This is a genomic window from Streptomyces rishiriensis (assembly GCF_003112535.1).
Taxonomy (GTDB): domain Bacteria; phylum Actinomycetota; class Actinomycetes; order Streptomycetales; family Streptomycetaceae; genus Streptomyces; species Streptomyces rishiriensis.
Map to the genome: position 1 here is coordinate 243,324 of NZ_BEWA01000016.1, position 15,491 is coordinate 258,814.

Annotated in this window: 15 protein-coding genes; 8 read left to right on the forward strand and 7 right to left on the reverse strand. The window is 71.6% G+C overall.

The window, feature by feature from the left end; translation table 11 throughout:
- Nucleotides 1-97 precede the first annotated feature (97 nt).
- Complete coding sequence (locus Sri02f_RS27485; RefSeq protein ID WP_109003999.1) at nucleotides 98-577, forward strand: hypothetical protein; 480 nt, start codon at nucleotides 98-100, stop codon at nucleotides 575-577.
- Between the two features lie 328 nt (nucleotides 578-905).
- Here Sri02f_RS27485 and gdhA read toward each other — a convergent pair whose 3' ends face one another.
- Nucleotides 906-2,252 (reverse strand): NADP-specific glutamate dehydrogenase, encoded by a 1,347-nt coding sequence (gdhA, locus tag Sri02f_RS27490; protein WP_109004000.1) that lies wholly within the window; start codon nucleotides 2,250-2,252, stop codon nucleotides 906-908.
- Between the two features lie 459 nt (nucleotides 2,253-2,711).
- Between gdhA and Sri02f_RS27495 the strand changes: the two genes are divergently transcribed.
- From Sri02f_RS27495 to Sri02f_RS27505, 3 genes are all read left to right on the forward strand, one after another.
- Nucleotides 2,712-3,059: a DUF1330 domain-containing protein gene (locus Sri02f_RS27495; RefSeq protein WP_109004001.1), complete on the forward strand. Its 348-nt coding sequence runs from the start codon at nucleotides 2,712-2,714 to the stop codon at nucleotides 3,057-3,059.
- A 194-nt stretch (nucleotides 3,060-3,253) separates the two neighbouring features.
- Nucleotides 3,254-3,670, forward strand: coding sequence for an SRPBCC family protein (locus tag Sri02f_RS27500; protein ID WP_109004002.1), 417 nt, complete (start codon nucleotides 3,254-3,256; stop codon nucleotides 3,668-3,670).
- The gene (locus Sri02f_RS27505) at nucleotides 3,670-4,125 is read left to right on the forward strand and encodes a MarR family winged helix-turn-helix transcriptional regulator (protein WP_109004003.1); all 456 of its coding nucleotides are present in this window, start codon (nucleotides 3,670-3,672) and stop codon (nucleotides 4,123-4,125) included. Before Sri02f_RS27500 ends, Sri02f_RS27505 begins: the two co-directional genes overlap by 1 nt.
- A gap of 90 nt (nucleotides 4,126-4,215) precedes the next feature.
- On the opposite strand, the gene tatA is transcribed toward Sri02f_RS27505, so the two are convergent.
- The gene (gene tatA, locus Sri02f_RS27510) at nucleotides 4,216-4,431 is read right to left on the reverse strand and encodes a Sec-independent protein translocase subunit TatA (protein ID WP_109004004.1); all 216 of its coding nucleotides are present in this window, start codon (nucleotides 4,429-4,431) and stop codon (nucleotides 4,216-4,218) included.
- 148 nt (nucleotides 4,432-4,579) lie between these two features.
- Here tatA and Sri02f_RS27515 point away from each other — a divergent pair, with 148 nt between their 5' ends.
- Entirely contained in the window at nucleotides 4,580-6,151 is a 1,572-nt protein-coding gene (locus tag Sri02f_RS27515; protein ID WP_109004005.1) for an LCP family protein, read from the forward strand.
- A gap of 87 nt (nucleotides 6,152-6,238) precedes the next feature.
- On the opposite strand, the gene mgtA is transcribed toward Sri02f_RS27515, so the two are convergent.
- Both mgtA and Sri02f_RS27525 read right to left on the reverse strand, forming a co-directional pair.
- Nucleotides 6,239-9,085, reverse strand: a complete 2,847-nt coding sequence (mgtA, locus tag Sri02f_RS27520; protein ID WP_109004006.1) for a magnesium-translocating P-type ATPase — start codon at nucleotides 9,083-9,085, stop codon at nucleotides 6,239-6,241.
- Complete coding sequence (locus tag Sri02f_RS27525) at nucleotides 9,078-9,434, reverse strand: ArsR/SmtB family transcription factor (RefSeq protein WP_109004007.1); 357 nt, start codon at nucleotides 9,432-9,434, stop codon at nucleotides 9,078-9,080. The genes mgtA and Sri02f_RS27525 overlap by 8 nt, the downstream gene beginning before the upstream one ends.
- Before the next feature lie 181 nt (nucleotides 9,435-9,615).
- Here Sri02f_RS27525 and Sri02f_RS27530 point away from each other — a divergent pair, with 181 nt between their 5' ends.
- Nucleotides 9,616-9,882 carry a GlsB/YeaQ/YmgE family stress response membrane protein gene (locus tag Sri02f_RS27530; protein WP_109004008.1) on the forward strand — a complete coding sequence of 89 codons (267 nt, stop codon included), beginning with the start codon at nucleotides 9,616-9,618 and terminating at the stop codon, nucleotides 9,880-9,882.
- A 92-nt stretch (nucleotides 9,883-9,974) separates the two neighbouring features.
- On the opposite strand, the gene Sri02f_RS27535 is transcribed toward Sri02f_RS27530, so the two are convergent.
- The gene (locus Sri02f_RS27535) at nucleotides 9,975-10,937 is read right to left on the reverse strand and encodes an alpha/beta fold hydrolase (protein WP_109004009.1); all 963 of its coding nucleotides are present in this window, start codon (nucleotides 10,935-10,937) and stop codon (nucleotides 9,975-9,977) included.
- A 300-nt stretch (nucleotides 10,938-11,237) separates the two neighbouring features.
- Here Sri02f_RS27535 and Sri02f_RS27540 point away from each other — a divergent pair, with 300 nt between their 5' ends.
- Together Sri02f_RS27540 and Sri02f_RS27550 are read left to right on the forward strand one after the other, a co-directional pair.
- Nucleotides 11,238-12,371, forward strand: a complete 1,134-nt coding sequence (locus tag Sri02f_RS27540; protein WP_109004010.1) for an ABC transporter substrate-binding protein — start codon at nucleotides 11,238-11,240, stop codon at nucleotides 12,369-12,371.
- Nucleotides 12,372-12,727: 356 nt separating this feature from the next.
- Complete coding sequence (locus tag Sri02f_RS27550; RefSeq protein ID WP_109004012.1) at nucleotides 12,728-12,961, forward strand: WhiB family transcriptional regulator; 234 nt, start codon at nucleotides 12,728-12,730, stop codon at nucleotides 12,959-12,961.
- A gap of 135 nt (nucleotides 12,962-13,096) precedes the next feature.
- Here the strand turns inward: Sri02f_RS27550 and glpK are convergent, their stop codons facing one another.
- Both glpK and Sri02f_RS27560 read right to left on the reverse strand, forming a co-directional pair.
- Nucleotides 13,097-14,614: a glycerol kinase GlpK gene (glpK, locus tag Sri02f_RS27555; RefSeq protein WP_109004013.1), complete on the reverse strand. Its 1,518-nt coding sequence runs from the start codon at nucleotides 14,612-14,614 to the stop codon at nucleotides 13,097-13,099.
- A 24-nt stretch (nucleotides 14,615-14,638) separates the two neighbouring features.
- A complete protein-coding gene (locus Sri02f_RS27560; RefSeq protein WP_109004014.1) occupies nucleotides 14,639-15,484 on the reverse strand; it encodes an MIP/aquaporin family protein in 846 nt (281 codons plus the stop codon).
- Nucleotides 15,485-15,491: the final 7 nt, after the last annotated feature.

The following is a 15,491-nucleotide window of genomic DNA, read 5'->3' on the forward strand; positions in this document are numbered from 1 at the left end:
GGCTCGCGCAGGCTCCCGGGGAGCGAGGTCGCCGCCCGCCCTGCCGCGGTCGCGCGAGGCGTGGGCCGAGCCGACGCAACGAGAGAATGGATCTGCCATGCGCAAGATGATGTCCCGGGCGAACCGGACGGCCGTCGCCGTCCTCGCCACCGCCTTCATGGCCTCCGGAGCGGTCGTCGCGGGGGCGACGACCGCCTCGGCGGACGGGTGCGTGGGTCCCCTGTGCGGTGCGGTGAAGAACAGGACCGGCCAGACGATGCACTACACGATGAGCCTCGGCGAGGGCCCCCACTACTGCGACGTGTGGAACTGGGGCGGCGGCACCGGGAGCGAGTTCAAGCACGCCAAGTGCAAGCAGGAGTCGTTCGGCAACGGCACGCGGGGCGGCAACGGCACCGGCAACGACGTCGACGCCTTCACCTTCGCCAGCCACGGCTACCACGAGCGCTTCTCGCGGGTCGGCACCTGGCACTGGCGCGCGAAGGGCGTCTGGACGAAGATCCGGAGCGGGGAGATCGCCGACTGCGGCATCGGCGACAACAACGAGGTCTGGTGCACCGTGCTCGTGCAGGCCTGAGAGGTCCCGAAGACGGCTGCGCGACTCCGCCGCGCAGCCGCCCCCGCCGGATCCGGCCCCGCCCCCGTCTTCCCAGCCGGGGAAGCGGACCGGGCACGGCCGCTGGAGCCCGGCGGCACGCGCGCGGGCCCCGGGGCGGGCCCGACGACCGTCGACCACGCGTGGACCGGCGCGCACAGGGGAGGCGCCGGCCCACGCGTTCCTCCGACGCCGGCGGTGCGGTCCGGCGCGCCGTCGCTGCCCAGGGGCGCGGGCCGCAGGTTCCCTACCGGGGGCTGGGGCCGCGGCGCCGTACCCCCTGACGTCCGGCTGGCGTGCGTACCGTGCGTTACACGACGCCCTGAGCCGACATCGCCTGAGCCACGCGCAGGAAGCCCGCGACGTTGGCGCCCAGGACGTAGTCGTCGGGGGCGCCTCCGTAGGCGTCGGCGGTGGCACGGCACTGGGCGTGCACACTCTGCATGACCGCGGCCAGTCGCTGCTCCGTCTGCTCGAAGGTCCAGACGTCACGGGAGGCGTTCTGCTGCATCTCCAGCGCCGAGGTGGCCACACCGCCCGCGTTGGCGGCCTTGCCGGGCCCGAACAGGATGCCCGCCTCCCGGAAGACCTCGATCGCCTCCGGGGTGCAGGGCATGTTGGCGCCCTCGGCGACGGCCCGGACGCCGTTCTTCACCAGGGCCGCCGCGTCCGGCGCCCCCAGTTCGTTCTGCGTGGCGCACGGCAGCACGACGTCGCACGGCACGTCGAAGACCGAGCCCCGCTCGGAGAACCGTGCCGTCGGCCTGGCCTCCGCGTACGCGGACAGACGCGCCCGCCGAGCTTCCTTGATCGTCTTCAGCAGCTCCAGATCGATGCCGTCCGCGTCGACCAGGTACCCGGAGGAGTCCGAGCAGGCCACGACCGAACCGCCCAGCGCGTGCACCTTCTCGATCGCGTAGACCGCCACGTTCCCGGAGCCGGACACGACGACCTTGCGGCCGTCGAACCCGTCTCCGCGCGTGGCCAGCATCTCCTGCGCGAAGTAGACCGCGCCGTAGCCGGTGGCCTCGGTCCGGGCCTGCGAGCCGCCCCACGAGACGCCCTTGCCGGTCAGCACCCCCGCCTCGAAGCGGTTGGTGATCCGCTTGTACTGGCCGAAGAGGTAGCCGATCTCACGCCCGCCGACCCCGATGTCGCCCGCGGGGACGTCCGTGTGCTCGCCCAGGTGCCGGTACAGCTCGGTCATGAACGCCTGGCAGAAGCGCATGATCTCCCCGTCGGTGCGGCCCTTGGGGTCGAAGTCCGAGCCGCCCTTGCCGCCGCCGATCGCCAGCCCTGTCAGCGCGTTCTTGAAGATCTGCTCGAAGCCCAGGAACTTCACGATGCCGAGGTTGACGCTCGGATGGAACCGCAGACCGCCCTTGTAGGGGCCGAGCGCGCTGCTGAACTCCACCCGGAAACCGCGGTTGACCTGCACCCGGCCGCTGTCGTCCACCCACGGAACCCGGAAGATCAGCTGCCGCTCCGGCTCGCACAGCCGGTCGGCGATGAACGCGTCGACGTACTCCGGGTGCGCCTGCAGCGCCGGCGCCAGGGTGTGCAGCACCTCGCCCACCGCCTGATGGAACTCGCTCTCCCCGGGGTTGCGCCGGCAGACTGCCGCGTAGACGGCCTCGATGTGAGCACTGGGATTCATACGCGTCTGCTCTCCTGTTCGTCCGCCAGGCACTCTCGCCTCGTCCGGCACGCCTGGCCGCTGTTCTGTCCATGAATACGCGCGACAGGACTCACCGTGTCAGGGCAGAGGCGCCGGGAGCGGGACACAAGGCCGTCGTCGACCCCCGACTCCCCTCGATTCACCTGCCTCACTCGAACGCACCTGCTTCGCTCGATGTGACGACCCCGCAATTCCTCGATGCCTTGATTCCCCGATGCGGCGAAGCCCGGATCCACCGAACCCCGGGGCCGCGGCCCGACGACCGGACGGCCCGAAGACCCGACGGCCGGACGAGACGGCAACGCGTCGACGGCTTTGACGGCGGAAGGAGTTCACGAGCGGCAGAGTCGGGGCGCGCTTACCCGGGAGGTCATCGACCCGCAGCGTGTCGCGGTGTCAGGCTCGTCGGGACAAGGAGCCGACGAACCGGAGGACGCCATGGCCGCCTACGCGATAGCGCACCTGCAAGAAGCCGCACCGCACCCGGAGATCGCCGAGTACATGGAGCGCATCACCGGCACCATGGCGCCCTACGGGGGCCGCTTCCTGGTGCACGGCGCACAGCACGAGGTGAAGGAGGGCAACTGGCCCGGGCACGTCGTGGTGATCGGTTTCCCCTCGCTCGAGCGGGCGCGGGCGTGGTGGGACTCGGCCGCGTACCAGGAGATCGCTCCGCTGCGTTCGCGGCACATCGAGGGCGACATCATCCTGATCCCGGGCGTGGCCGACGGATACGACCCCACGGCCACGGCCCGGGCGGTCCGGGAGGCGCTGCCTGCCCGGTAGCCCCCGGCAGCAGGGCCACGAACGGCGGGCAGCAGGGCCACGAACGGCGGGCGACAGCGGCAGAGGCGGGCCGGCGACAGGGGGCGGGCCGACGGACGTCGCGACAGGGGCATGGGCCGGGCGTCGACCTTAGACAAATAGTCTGCGCAGAGATAATCTCTGAACACATCATTCAGTCGAGGAGGCCGACCCCCATGTGGACGTACGAGCACAGCATCGAGACCGGCGCCGCCCCCGAGGAGATCTGGCGACTCTGGGCGGACGTGGAGAACTGGGGCGCCTGGAACGCCGAGATCGAGAAGACCGAGATCGACGGCCCGTTCGCGACGGGCGCCCACATCACGATGACGCCGCCCGGGGACGACCCGATACTGCTCCGCGTCGCCGACGTCACCGAGGGCGAACTGTTCGTCGACGAGGCCCGCTTCGGGGATCTGCTGCTGCGGACCGTCCACCGGATGGACCGGATCGGCCACGGCCGCGTCCGGGTGGTCTACCGGATGGAGATCACCGGCCCGGGCGCCGACGAGGCCGGGGCCCACATCGGCCCCGGCATCACCGCCGACTGGCCCGACACGATGGCCGCACTGGTCGAACGGGCCGCGCGCTGATGCCTCTCAGCCCCGGCGACAGCCCCGGCCTGCTGCTCTGGCACGCCACGCTGCGCTGGCAGCGCGACCTCGCCGCGGTCCTGACGCCGCTCGGCCTCACTCACGTTCAGTTCGTGCTGCTCGCCTGCGCCTGGTGGCTCAACTCCCAGGGGGAGCACCCCAATCAGCTGACCCTCGCCCGCCAGGCGGGCACCGACGTCAAGATGACCTCACAAGTCCTGCGCACCCTGGAGCAGAAGGGGCTCGTCGAGCGGGAGGTCGATCCGGCGGACACCCGCGCCAAGCGACTGCGCGTCACCGACGCCGGCGCGGAACTGGCCCCCCGCGCGATCGCCGCGGTCGAGCTCGCCGACGCGCGCTTCTTCCAGCCGGTGTCCCTCGACGAGGCCGTCCCCCTGCTCCGCCGCCTGGCCCACCCGGACCCCGGAACGTCCCCGCCGACCGCTGCGCAGTGACGCCGGGGGCGACGCCGCTCAGCGGGCGGCGCCGTCCGCGGCGAAGGGACGGGCGGAGGCCGACGTCGACGCGGACGTCGATCCGGACGTCTATGCGGACGTCGACGGGTATGTCGACGGGGTTGCGGATGCCGAGTCGACCGGGGCGCCGGCGTCGTCCTTCATGGCCTTGGCCTCGCTCTTGAGGATGCGCATGGACTTGCCGAGCCCCCGTGCGGCTTCCGGGAGCTTCTTCGAGCCGAACACCACGATGATGACGATCGCCACGATCAACAGGTGCCAGGGTTCCAGGCCGTTGCGGAGCATCCCGCCCACTTTCTCTGCGTCAGGCGGGGTTCGCGGGGCGCGGGACACCGTCTGCGATGATTGCTACATTGCGCAACTGTACAACCCTTGGATGGGGTCAGTCGTCGTCCTCTCCATATGAGTTCGACGGACGGATGAGGGCGCGCACATGGCTGTTGGACACCAGGCTCCCCCGGTGCGGCACGGGCGGCAGACGGAGCCGCCGCACGGCGGCGGAGGCAGGCGCGGGGATCGCGGCGGGCGAGGCAAGCGCCGCCGACCGCTGCGCACCGCGCTGATGGTGGCGTTGGCCCTCGTGGTCCTAGGCGCGGCCGGCCTCGGCTGGATCTACTACCGGCTGAACGGCGACATCGACACGTTCGACGCGGGCGGTCTGTCCACGAACCGCCCCGACGCCGGTTCCTCCAAGGGTGAGAACGTCCTGGTCATCGGCTCGGACGCGCGCACGAACGGCAACAACGCGCTGGGCGGCGGCCAGGCGGACGACATCGGCCGGTCGGACACGGCCTTCCTGCTGCACGTCTACGCCGACCACAAGAACGCCATAGCCGTCTCCGTCCCCCGCGACACGCTCGTCACGATCCCACCCTGCAAACTGCCGGACGGCACCTGGACGAAGGCCCGGACGCGGACACAGTTCAACGAGGCCTTCTCCGTGGGCGAGACCGCCAAGGGCAACCCCGCCTGCACGCAGAACACCGTGGAGAAGCTGACGGGCCTGCGCGTCGACCACACGGTCGTCGTCGACTTCAAGGGGTTCGCCTCGCTGACGGAGGTGGTCGGCGGGGTCGACGTGTGTCTGCCGCAGAACATCTACCAGGGCGACCTCAACCCCCACCGCGCCACCAAGGGCAAGCTGCTGTTCGGCAAGGGCGAGCAGAAGGTCTCCGGGCAGCGGGCCCTGGACTACGTCCGCATCCGGCACGGGATAGGCGACGGCTCCGACATAGGGCGCATCAAGCGCCAACAGGCCTTCGTCGGCAGCCTGATCAAGAAGGTCAAGAGCGACGGACTGACCCCGGGCAAACTGCTGCCCCTGGCGGAGGCCGCGACGAACTCGATGACCGTCGACCCCGGTCTCGGCAAGGCGGACAAGCTGATCTCCTTCGCGATGTCGCTGAAGGACATCGACCTGCACAACACCAGATTCGTGACCATCCCCTGGCGCTACGACGGCGCACGCGTCGCGATCGTCGAGCCGGACGCCTCGGCGCTGTGGGCGGCGCTCAAGGCCGACCGCACCATCGACGGCAAGGACGCCGGCGGCGCCAAGGCGACGAAGACCGGCGCCGCCTCCGCGTCACCGAGCGCCGACGGGCGCGTCTCGGGCGCCGGCATCGCCGTTTCCGTCTTCAACGGCACCACCACCGGCGGCCTGGCCTCGACGGCCGCCGCCATGCTGACCGCGCACGGCTTCACCGTCACCGGCACCGCGAACGCCGGCAGCCAGGACCACGCCACCACCGTCGTCCAGTACGGGCCGGGAAGGAAAGGCCAGGCCGAGACCGTCGCCCGGCTCTTCCCCGGCGCCCGTCTCCAGTCCCTCGGCGCCGGCCGCGTCAACGTCGTCCTGGGCGCGTCCTACACCGGGGACCCCGACCCCGCCGCCCCGGCAGCCACGAGTGCCGCCCCGGCCTCCGTCCCGACCTCCGTCGCGGACGGCTCGCGCACGGCGGACGCCGATCTGTGCTCCGACCTGTCGTACGGCTCGGGCGGCTGAAGCAGACCTCGCCCCGCCGGATGCGGCAGGTCCGCGGCTGCGCAACAGGGTTGACGAAACGTCAGACATCGCCCGGAAGTCGGGCCCTCAGCGGCCGCCCTGGCGTGCTCTCACGGCCATCAGCCCGGCCGCGTAGAGCGCCAGGACGGAGGCCAGCAGAACGTAGTAGAGAGCGGGCAGCGGTGTGAGCCCGAGCAGCGAACCGAGCGGCGAGAGCGGGAGCAGCAGCCCGACGGCGGTGAGCGCGCCGGCCGCCCGGCCCACCGGGCCGGACGCGCTGCCCTCGGCCCGCCGGCGGCCGCCCCGCAGCAGGAGCATCACCAGGGCCTGGGTGACCAGGTTCTCGGTGAACCAGCCCGAGTGGAACACCGCCTCGTCGTCCAGGGCGTCGGGTCCGTGCAGCGCGAGCGCGAGCACGCCGAAGGTGGCCAGGTCGGCGACGGCGTTGAGGGCGCCGAAGCCGACGATGAACCGCAGCAGGGCCCGGGGGCGCAGCACGGTCGGGCGGCGCAGGACCGCGGAGTACGGGCGGTCGCGGGCGAAGGCGAGTTGGGCGGCGTCGAAGCACAGGTTCTGCGCCAGCACCTGGGCCGGCAGCATGGGCAGGAAGGGCAGCAGGAGACCGGCCGCGAGCATCGCTATGACGTTGCCGAGGTTCGACGACAGGGTGACGTGGAGGTAGGCGGCGATGTTGCCGCCCGCATGCCGTCCGGCCGCGACCGCGTGGCCGATCGCTGTGAGGTCCTTCCCCGCGAGGACCACGTCCGCGGTCTCCCTGGCCACCGCCACCGCGTCGCGCGGGGCGATACCGACGTCCGCCACGCGCAGGGCGGGCAGATCGTTGACGCCGTCGCCGAGGTAGCCGACGGTGCGCCCGTCGGCGCGCAGGGCGGCGACCACGCGGGCCTTGTGCTCGGGGGCGCAACGGGCGAAGACGGTGACGCGGGAGGCGGCCTCGGTGAGCTCGCGGTCGCTCAGGGCGTCGATGCGGTCGGCGGTGAGGACGGCGTCCGGGGCGACGGGGACGCCCAGGTCGCGGCAGGCGCGGACGGCGGTGCCGGGGTGATCGCCGGTGAGGATCCTGACGGCGACGCCCCGGTCGGTGAGGGCCTTCAGCGCGTCGGCGGCGGTGGGGGCGAGAGCGTCCCGCAAGGTGACGAAACCCCGGCAGGTCAGGCCGCGTTCGTCTTCGTGCGCGGGGCCGTGCGGCGGGGAGAGTCGGATCCCGCCGCTCGGGCGTATTCGCGCGCGGGGGATGTCGGCCGTGGCGATCGCCAGCACCCGCAGTCCCTCGTCCGCGTACCCGGCGGCCCGGGCGAGCAGCCGCGCGCGCTCGTCGTCCGTGAGGGCGCAGCGTTCGAGAACGGCCTCGGCGGCTCCCTTGACGACCAGAGTGTGCACGCCGAGCCTGCCCGGGGTGCGCACGACGGCGGTGGCCAGGCGGCGCACGGGGTCGAAGGGGACGGCCGTCACCCCGTCGTAGGCCGTGCAGTCGTCCTCGTCGGCGGCGTCCAGGAGCGCCTCGTCGAGGGCGTCCGGGGCGGGCAGTTCGGCGAGCTGGAGGGTCCACCAGGCGTTGAGCGCGGCCCAGCGCAGCACCTCGGCGTCGTCCCGGCCTTCGGGGTCGACGGCGCGGTGGCAGACGGGGCGGTCCTGGGTGAGGGTGCCGGTCTTGTCCAGGCAGAGCACGTCCATGGCGCCGAGGTCGTGCAGGGCGGGCAGCCGCTTGACGATCACCCGGTGGGCGCGGGCCAGCAGGGCGGCTCCGCGCGCCAGACAGGCGGTGACGATGACCGGGAGCATCTCCGGGGTCATGCCCACCGCCACCGCGACGGCGAAGGGCAGCGTCTCCAGGCCGCGGTCGCGCAGGGCGGCGTTGGCCATGAGCACGAGCGGAGGGGTCAGCAGCATGAACCGGATGAGGATCCAGGAGATGCCGTGCACGGACCGGTCGAAGGCGCTCGCCTCGCGCCGGACCGCAGCAGGTCCCCGGCTGCCGTGCGCGACGGCGAGCCGGGTCCGTCCCGCGGTCGCCACGACGACCGCGGAGGCGCTGCCGGAGGCGATGTCACTGCCCTGGAAGCAGAGCTGCGGGCTGTCGAACCCGATGCCTCGAACCCCGGTTCCGTCGGCCCCGGTTCCGTCGGCGCCGGTACCGCCCGTGCCGGTGCCGGCGGCGCCGAAACGCGCGGCGGCCGCTGTGTCCGTGGCGTCCGGCGCGTCGAGGACGTCCGTGGCGTCCGTGGCGTCCGTCGTGTCCGTCGTGTCCGTGGCGTCCGTCGTGTCCGTGGCGTCCGTCGTGTCCGTGGCGTCCTTCGGCACGGGGGCGGACTCTCCGGTGAGCGCGGCCTGGTGCACGGTCAGGCCGTGGGAACGCAACAGCCGTACGTCGGCCGGGACCAGGTCGCCGGGGCCCAGCCGGATCACGTCGCCGGGCACCAGTTCGTCCACCGGGAGCTCACGGGTGCGCGGCGCGTCGTCCTCCCCGGGCCGCCGCAGCACGGTGGCCGTGCCGGCGACCAGACCGCGCAACGCGGCCGTGGACCGGTCTGCCCGGTGCTCCCCGGACGCACGCAGCGCGCAGCTCACCACGACCAGCAGCAGGATCACGCAGGCCGTGCCCCACGAGGCGACGACGGCCGACACCAGCCCGAGACACAGGAGCACGCCGGTGAACGGATCGCGCAGACTGCGCAGGAACACACGCGGCCACGCCGCCTCGCGGTGCGCCGGCAGGACGTTCGCGCCGAAGCGGGCCTGCCGCGCTTCGGCCTGTTCCTCGGTGAGCCCGCGGGGCCCGCTGTCCAGCTGCCGCAGGGTCTCCAGGACCGTCGCCGCACGGGGCGTGCGAGCAGCGGCGCCCGCCGGCCGTGCGCCCGGGGCCGCGGGACTCCCCCCGGCGCCGGGCTGCGAGGCGGCGACGGTCTCAGGCACCGGCCCTGCGCAGGCTGCGCACGGGCGCCTTCCGCGCACGGGCCGCCAACTGCCCGACCATCACCCGCACCACGGTCACGACGTCGGGGTCGTCCACGAAGTAGATCTGGCGTCGCCCGTCCCGCCGTGCGCGGACCAGCCCGGCCAGCTTCAGTTTCGCCAGGTGCTGGCTGACGGCGGGCAGCGCCCCGCCCACCCGGTCCGCGAGGTGGGTGACGTCGCTCTCGCCCTGGGACAGCGCCCACATGATGTGCAGTCGGGCGGACGACGCCAGCAGCCCGAAGGAGGCCGCGGCCTCCTCCAGCACCTCGGCCGGAGGATCCTCGAAGCCACCGGTGTCCGCCGCCACAGCCCTCTCCCGTCCCGTCCCCGTCGCCGCCGCCTCACGGGCGCCGCCCCAGTTTAGGCGCCACCCGGATTGCTCCGCTCCGCACCGCAACCGCCCGGGCCCGCACCGCGTCTCCACCTGCGCCGACTAAAGTTGCGCAACCGGGCAACCGACATACCGACACCACTGGAGGACGGACTACGTGGGCATCATCGGCTGGATCATCCTCGGCCTGCTCGCCGGGGCCATCGCCAAGATCCTGCTTCCCGGGCGCGACCCGGGCGGTTTCATCGGAACCACCCTGATCGGCATCGCCGGCGCCTTCGTGGGCGGCTGGATCTCCGCCCGGTTCTTCGACCGCCCGGTGGAGAAGCACTTCTTCGACCTCTACACCTGGGGTGCGGCCATCGGCGGCGCGTTCGTCCTGCTCGTCGCCTACCGGCTGCTGTTCGGCAACTCCCGGGACTGACCCGCGCGTTCGCCGTCGTCCGTCGCCGTCGCCACCGCTGCCGACGGCGACGGACGGGGCACGGTCGGACGGGCGGGCGGGCGGGCGGACGCTCAGCCCCGCAGCTCGGTGAGGAAGTCCACGAGGGCGGCGTTCACCTCTGCCGGTCGCTCCTGCTGCGTCCAGTGTCCGCACCCGTCCAGCCTGATCGGCTCGCGCCGCAGGCTCGGCATCAAGTCCGGGAGCTTCGCGATGAGTTCAGGAGTGCCCGGGAAGGCCGGCACCAGATCGCGGTCCCCGTACACGTACAGCGCGGGCACACTGACGACCGCCTGGTGCCAGGCCGCCGTCAGCTCCCAGTTCCGGTCGATGTTGCGGTACCAGTTGAGCGCCCCGGTGAAGCCCCGCGAGAAACCGTCGGTGAGGACGTCCAGGTCGGCCTCGGTGAACCACTCCGGCAGGATCTCAGGGTCGGGCATCGTCTCCAGCCACCCCCGCCCGGGCTCGACGAGGGGCTGCCTCTCCCCGGCCGCGGGGGCGTCACCGGAGGCCATGTGGAAGAACTTCCGCAGGGTCGTGCGCGGATCCTTTGCGAACTCCGCGTCCGCAACGCCGGGTCGGTTGAAGTAGTTCCAGTAGAACCGGCCGCCGAACATCCGGTCCATGGCGGCGAGCGGAGGCTCCGTCCCCCGGAACGGCGGCGGCACGCTGAGCCCCGCCACTCCCAGCACCACGTCCGGGCGAAGCAGCGCGGTGTGCCAGGCGACCGGCGCGCCCCAGTCGTGACCGACCACGTACGCCTTCTCCTCGCCGAGTGCGTGGATCAGCCCGACGACGTCGCCGACCAGGTGAAGGATGCTGTACGCGTTCACGTCGTCGGGGTGATCGCTGCGGCCGTATCCCCGCTGGTCGGGTGCGACCACCCGGAAGCCGGCGGCGGCCAGCGGGCCGAACTGGTGCTGCCAGGAATGCCACGACTCGGGGAAGCCGTGCAGGAGGACGACCAGGGGCCCTTCGCCCTCCTCCGCGATGTGCAGCCGGATCCCGTTCACGTCGATCATTCGATGCTCAACCATGCGCAAAAGCCTATGCCTCCTGATCTTGGTGGAGAGCTCGGGCCTGTCCGCAGCGTCGACCGGGCGGGCCGCGAGAGGGGCCGGAGCACGGCCCGCATCTCGGAGTGGGCGCGTCCGCACCGAACGGGTGCGAGGCGGCGTTCAACCGTTCGATTGAACGTCGGATTCAACCTTCGGAAGCGTTGCCCGTCGACGCGGACCTCAGCACGATGGAGGGCACCCGAAGGTCCTGGCCGCCCCCGCACGGCGGAGCCGGACGACGGGTTCAGGTTCACCCCCCACCCGAGAGGTCTCTTCAACGTGCCCAGTTTCAGCAGGCGACGCGCCCTCACCGCCGGCGCCGGCGCCGCCCTCGGCCTCGGCGCCCTCGCCGCCACCGCGACTCCCGCCGCGGCCTCCCCGGCGGGCTTCCCCGGCGGCGGGCGCGAGGACTCGCGCACGCTCGACGAGCTCTACCGCGCCGCGCTGGCGGAAGGCGGCAAGCTCGTGGTCTACGCCGGCGGCGACACCCCCACCCAGCAGGACGGCACCAAGGCGGCCTTCAAGGCCCGCTTCCCGGAGATCGACCTGACGCTGATCGTCGACTACAGCAAGTACCACGACGTCCGGGTGGACAACCAGTTCGCCACCGGCACCCTCGTCCCGGACGTCGTGCAGTTCCAGACGCTGCAGGACTTCGACCGCTGGAAGCAGCAGGGCCGGCTGCTGCACTACAAGCCCGCCGGCTTCTCCAAGGTCCACGACGCGTTCAAGGACCCGCAGGGCGCGTGGGTGGCCACGGGGGTCATCGCCTTCAGCTTCCTGTACGACACGGCGGCGGTCGGCGCGACGAGGCCGCTCACCCCGCGCGATCTGGTCGACCCGAAGTGGAAGGGCATGATCGCCTCGTCCTACCCGCACGACGACGACGCAGTCCTGTACCTCTTCAGCCTGTACGCCCGCGCCTACGGCTGGGACTGGGTGGCCGCGTTCGCCGCCCAGGACGTGCAGTTCGCCCGGGGCAGCAACTCCCCCGGCACCGCCGTCTTCGGCGGACGGAAGGCGATCGGCGTGGGCACCGCCGGGTCGGCCGTCAGCTCCTCTCCCGTGACGTTCGGCGTCACCGACGGTCACCCGTTCATGGCCTGGGGCCAGCGCACGGCCGTCCTCGAGCAGGCCCGGAACTCCACGGCAGCCAAGCTCTTCCTCAACTGGCAGCTGTCGAAGGAGAGGCAGAGCGGCTCCTTCAACGGCTGGTCCGTGCGCACCGACGTCACTCCCCCGGCCGGCCTGAAGCCGATCTGGGCGTACCCCGACGCCCACGTGGACGGTTTCCCCCGGTTCATGGCCAACCGCGCCGAGGTGGAGCGCTGGAAGCAGACGTTCGCCCTGTACTTCGGCGAGGTCAAGGGCGACCCGACGCCCGGCTGGCTCGGACTGCACCCGGGGGCGTGACGCCGCTCCGGTCGCGGCAGTAGAGGGCCGGGCGCTGCGGCCCGGGGGCGGACGAAGCGATTCCGCCCCTTCCCGGATCTGTACCGAACGCGAAAATAGTCCTATATTTCTACCTACCTCTGCCGGGTGATGTGGTGCATCGAGCGCCGCTCCGACGGGCTGCCCGAAAGCAGGCGGCCGAAGTCCCATGCGGAGGTTGTGGTGATGTCCTTTCGCTCTGCCAGTCGCTTCTTCCCGCACTCACGTCCGCACACCCAGTCACACCCGCACCCGCACCCGCACCCGCACCCGCACACCAACTCGCACTCGCATTCCGGCGACGTCGACCGTGCGGCAGGCTTTTGGGGAGGCAGGGCGTGAACTGGCGTGAACTGGCGGCATGCCGCTTCGAAGATCCGGAGCTCTTCTTTCCGATCGGCGAGGACGGACCGTCGCGGCTGCAGATCGAGCAGGCCCGGGCCGTCTGCAACCGGTGCCCCGTCGTGAGCGCCTGCGGCGACTGGGCGTTGCGCAGTGGTGAGTACGACGGCATATGGGGCGCGATGACGGCGGGCGAACGCCGGGCGCTGCGGCTCTGGCGCAAGACCTGAGCCGGCGCCCCGCCGAGGCCGCACCAAGCGCGCCGACGACGCCGAGGGCAACGGTTACGTCACCCACCACGGCTGACGCTCGCGACATGGGCGGGCGCCGCCCGACGCTCACGGGCGGCGCCTGCCGTCGTCGGGCTACTCGACCTTGGCCCAGTCGAGCGTGCGCTCCACCGCCTTCTTCCAGCCCGCGTACCCTTCCGCGCGCTGGTCGTCGGACCACTGGGGCTCCCAGCGCTTCGACTCCTGCCAGTGAGTGCGCAGTTCGTCGGTGTCGCGCCAGAAGCCGGTGGCCAGCCCGGCCGCGTAGGCCGCGCCGAGCGCGGTGGTCTCGGCGACCACCGGCCGGCTGACCGGTACGCCGAGTACGTCGGCCTGGATCTGCATGCACAGGTCGTTGGCCGTGACGCCGCCGTCGACCTTGAGCACGTCGAGGTGGACTCCGGAGTCCTGCTCCATGGCCTCGACCACGTCGCGGCTCTGGTAGCAGATGGACTCCAGGGTCGCCCGGGCCAGGTGACCGTTGTCGTTGTACCGGGCCAGGCCGACGATCGCGCCGCGGGCGTCGGATCGCCAGTACGGGGCGAACAGGCCCGAGAAGGCGGGAACGAAGTACATCCCGCCGTTGTCCTCGACGGTGCGCGCCAGCGTCTCGCTCTCGGCCGCGTCGTTGATGATCTTCATCTGGTCGCGCAGCCACTGCACCGCGGACCCGGTGACGGCGATGGAGCCCTCCAGGGCGTAGATCGCCGGGCTGTCACCGAACTGGTACGCCACGGTGGTGAGCAGCCCGTGCTGCGAACGGACCAGCTCCGTACCGGTGTTGAGGACCAGGAAGTTGCCCGTGCCGTAGGTGTTCTTGGCCTCGCCCGGCGCGTAGCAGACCTGCCCCACCGTGGCCGCCTGCTGGTCGCCGAGCACCCCGGTGATGGGGATGGCGGCACGCAGCGGACGGGAGGTGCGGGTCACGCCGAACGCCTCACGGTGGGAGGACGGGTTGATGGTGGGCAGCATCTGCCGGGGGATGTCGAAGAAGCCCAGCAGCTCGTCGTCCCAGTCGAGGGTCTCCAGGTCCATGAGCATGGTGCGACTGGCGTTGGTCACGTCGGTGGCGTGCACACCCCCGTCGGGGCCGCCGGTCAGGTTCCACAGGACCCACGCGTCGGTGTTGCCGAAGAGGGCGTGGCCCTGTTCGGCAGCCTCGCGGACGCCTTCGACGTTCTCCAGGATCCACTGGATCTTGCCGCCGGAGAAGTAGGTCGCCGGCGGCAGTCCCGCCTTGCGGCGGATGACGTCGCCCTTTCCGGAGCGTTCCAGTGCCGCCGCGATGGAGTCCGTGCGGGTGTCCTGCCAGACGATGGCGTTGTAGTAGGGACGTCCGTTGCGCGGGTCCCACACCACGGTGGTCTCCCGCTGGTTGGTGATGCCGATCGCGGCCAGGTCCTCGGGGGCGAGGTTGCCGTGCCGCAGCGCGTTCTGCATCACCGAGTTGGTGCGCTCCCAGATCTCCACCGGGTCGTGTTCGACCCATCCTGAGCGCGGAAGGATCTGGGCATGCTCCAGCTGGTGCTTCGCCACCTCGTTGCCGGCGTGGTCGAAGATCATGAATCGGGTGCTGGTGGTGCCTTGGTCCACCGCGCCCACGAAGTCAGCCATGGGTTGCCGCCTCTGCTGTGGGGGTCATTCCTCGGGGGACGGAACGCGACCGGGAGGCTCCGGCTCCGCGGTCGGCAGGAGCCGGCCGACGAACAGCTTGTACAGGAACGCGCCGAGGAGGCCGCCGATCAGCGGACCGACGATCGGCACCCAGAAGTAGAGATTCCCGTACTGATCTCGCCATGCCGTGCCGTAGCCCGTGATGAAGCTGGCCAATCTGGGCCCGAAGTCACGTGCAGGGTTGATCGCGTATCCCGCGTTGGTACCCCATGCCATGCCGATCGCCACGACGATCAGACCGACGATGAACGGGGCCAGGTTGGCGCCCGGCGGGGTGTTCAGCAGGTCGGTGACGGCGAGGATCAGCAGGAGCAGGATGGCGGTGCCGATGACCTGGTCGCGGAACGCGCCCCACTCGTGGACCGGCAGGTTGGGATTGCCGTTGGCGGGGAGCGTGGAGAACACGCCCTGTGTCTTGATGGTGTGTCCGGGGTCGGCCTTCGCCAGTGCTTCGGTGTAGTTCCACCGCACGATGAGGGCTGCCACGAAGGCGCCGGCGGTCTGGGCCAGCGCGTAGGGTGCGACCTTGCTCCAGGGGAAGCCCTTGAACGCGGCCAGGGCGACCGTCACCGCCGGATTGAGGTGGGCGCCGCTCAGTCGCGCGGCGACGTAGACGCCCAGGGTGACGCCCAGGCCCCAGGCCCAGGCGATGCTGTCGTGGTTTCCGAGCCCTCCCGGCGGCGTCGTGAGCGCTCCACCGGCGACCACCTGGGCCACCACGCCACAGCCGAAGAGGATGAGAATCATGGTGCCGGCGAACTCGGCCGACATTTCGCCGACCAATCCGGACCTTTTCAATCGCTCAGCCATGGAAGCC

What these genes read in the sequence shown, in the direction of transcription:
- Sri02f_RS27485 (WP_109003999.1), top strand. Translation starts at nt 98, where the DNA reads ATGCGCAAGATGATGTCCCGGGCGAACCGGACGGCCGTCGCCGTCCTC.
- gdhA (WP_109004000.1), bottom strand. Translation starts at nt 2,252, where the DNA reads ATGAATCCCAGTGCTCACATCGAGGCCGTCTACGCGGCAGTCTGCCGG.
- Sri02f_RS27495 (WP_109004001.1), top strand. Translation starts at nt 2,712, where the DNA reads ATGGCCGCCTACGCGATAGCGCACCTGCAAGAAGCCGCACCGCACCCG.
- Sri02f_RS27500 (WP_109004002.1), top strand. Translation starts at nt 3,254, where the DNA reads ATGTGGACGTACGAGCACAGCATCGAGACCGGCGCCGCCCCCGAGGAG.
- Sri02f_RS27505 (WP_109004003.1), top strand. Translation starts at nt 3,670, where the DNA reads ATGCCTCTCAGCCCCGGCGACAGCCCCGGCCTGCTGCTCTGGCACGCC.
- tatA (WP_109004004.1), bottom strand. Translation starts at nt 4,431, where the DNA reads ATGCTCCGCAACGGCCTGGAACCCTGGCACCTGTTGATCGTGGCGATC.
- Sri02f_RS27515 (WP_109004005.1), top strand. Translation starts at nt 4,580, where the DNA reads ATGGCTGTTGGACACCAGGCTCCCCCGGTGCGGCACGGGCGGCAGACG.
- Sri02f_RS27535 (WP_109004009.1), bottom strand. Translation starts at nt 10,937, where the DNA reads ATGGTTGAGCATCGAATGATCGACGTGAACGGGATCCGGCTGCACATC.
- glpK (WP_109004013.1), bottom strand. Translation starts at nt 14,614, where the DNA reads ATGGCTGACTTCGTGGGCGCGGTGGACCAAGGCACCACCAGCACCCGA.
- Sri02f_RS27560 (WP_109004014.1), bottom strand. Translation starts at nt 15,484, where the DNA reads ATGGCTGAGCGATTGAAAAGGTCCGGATTGGTCGGCGAAATGTCGGCC.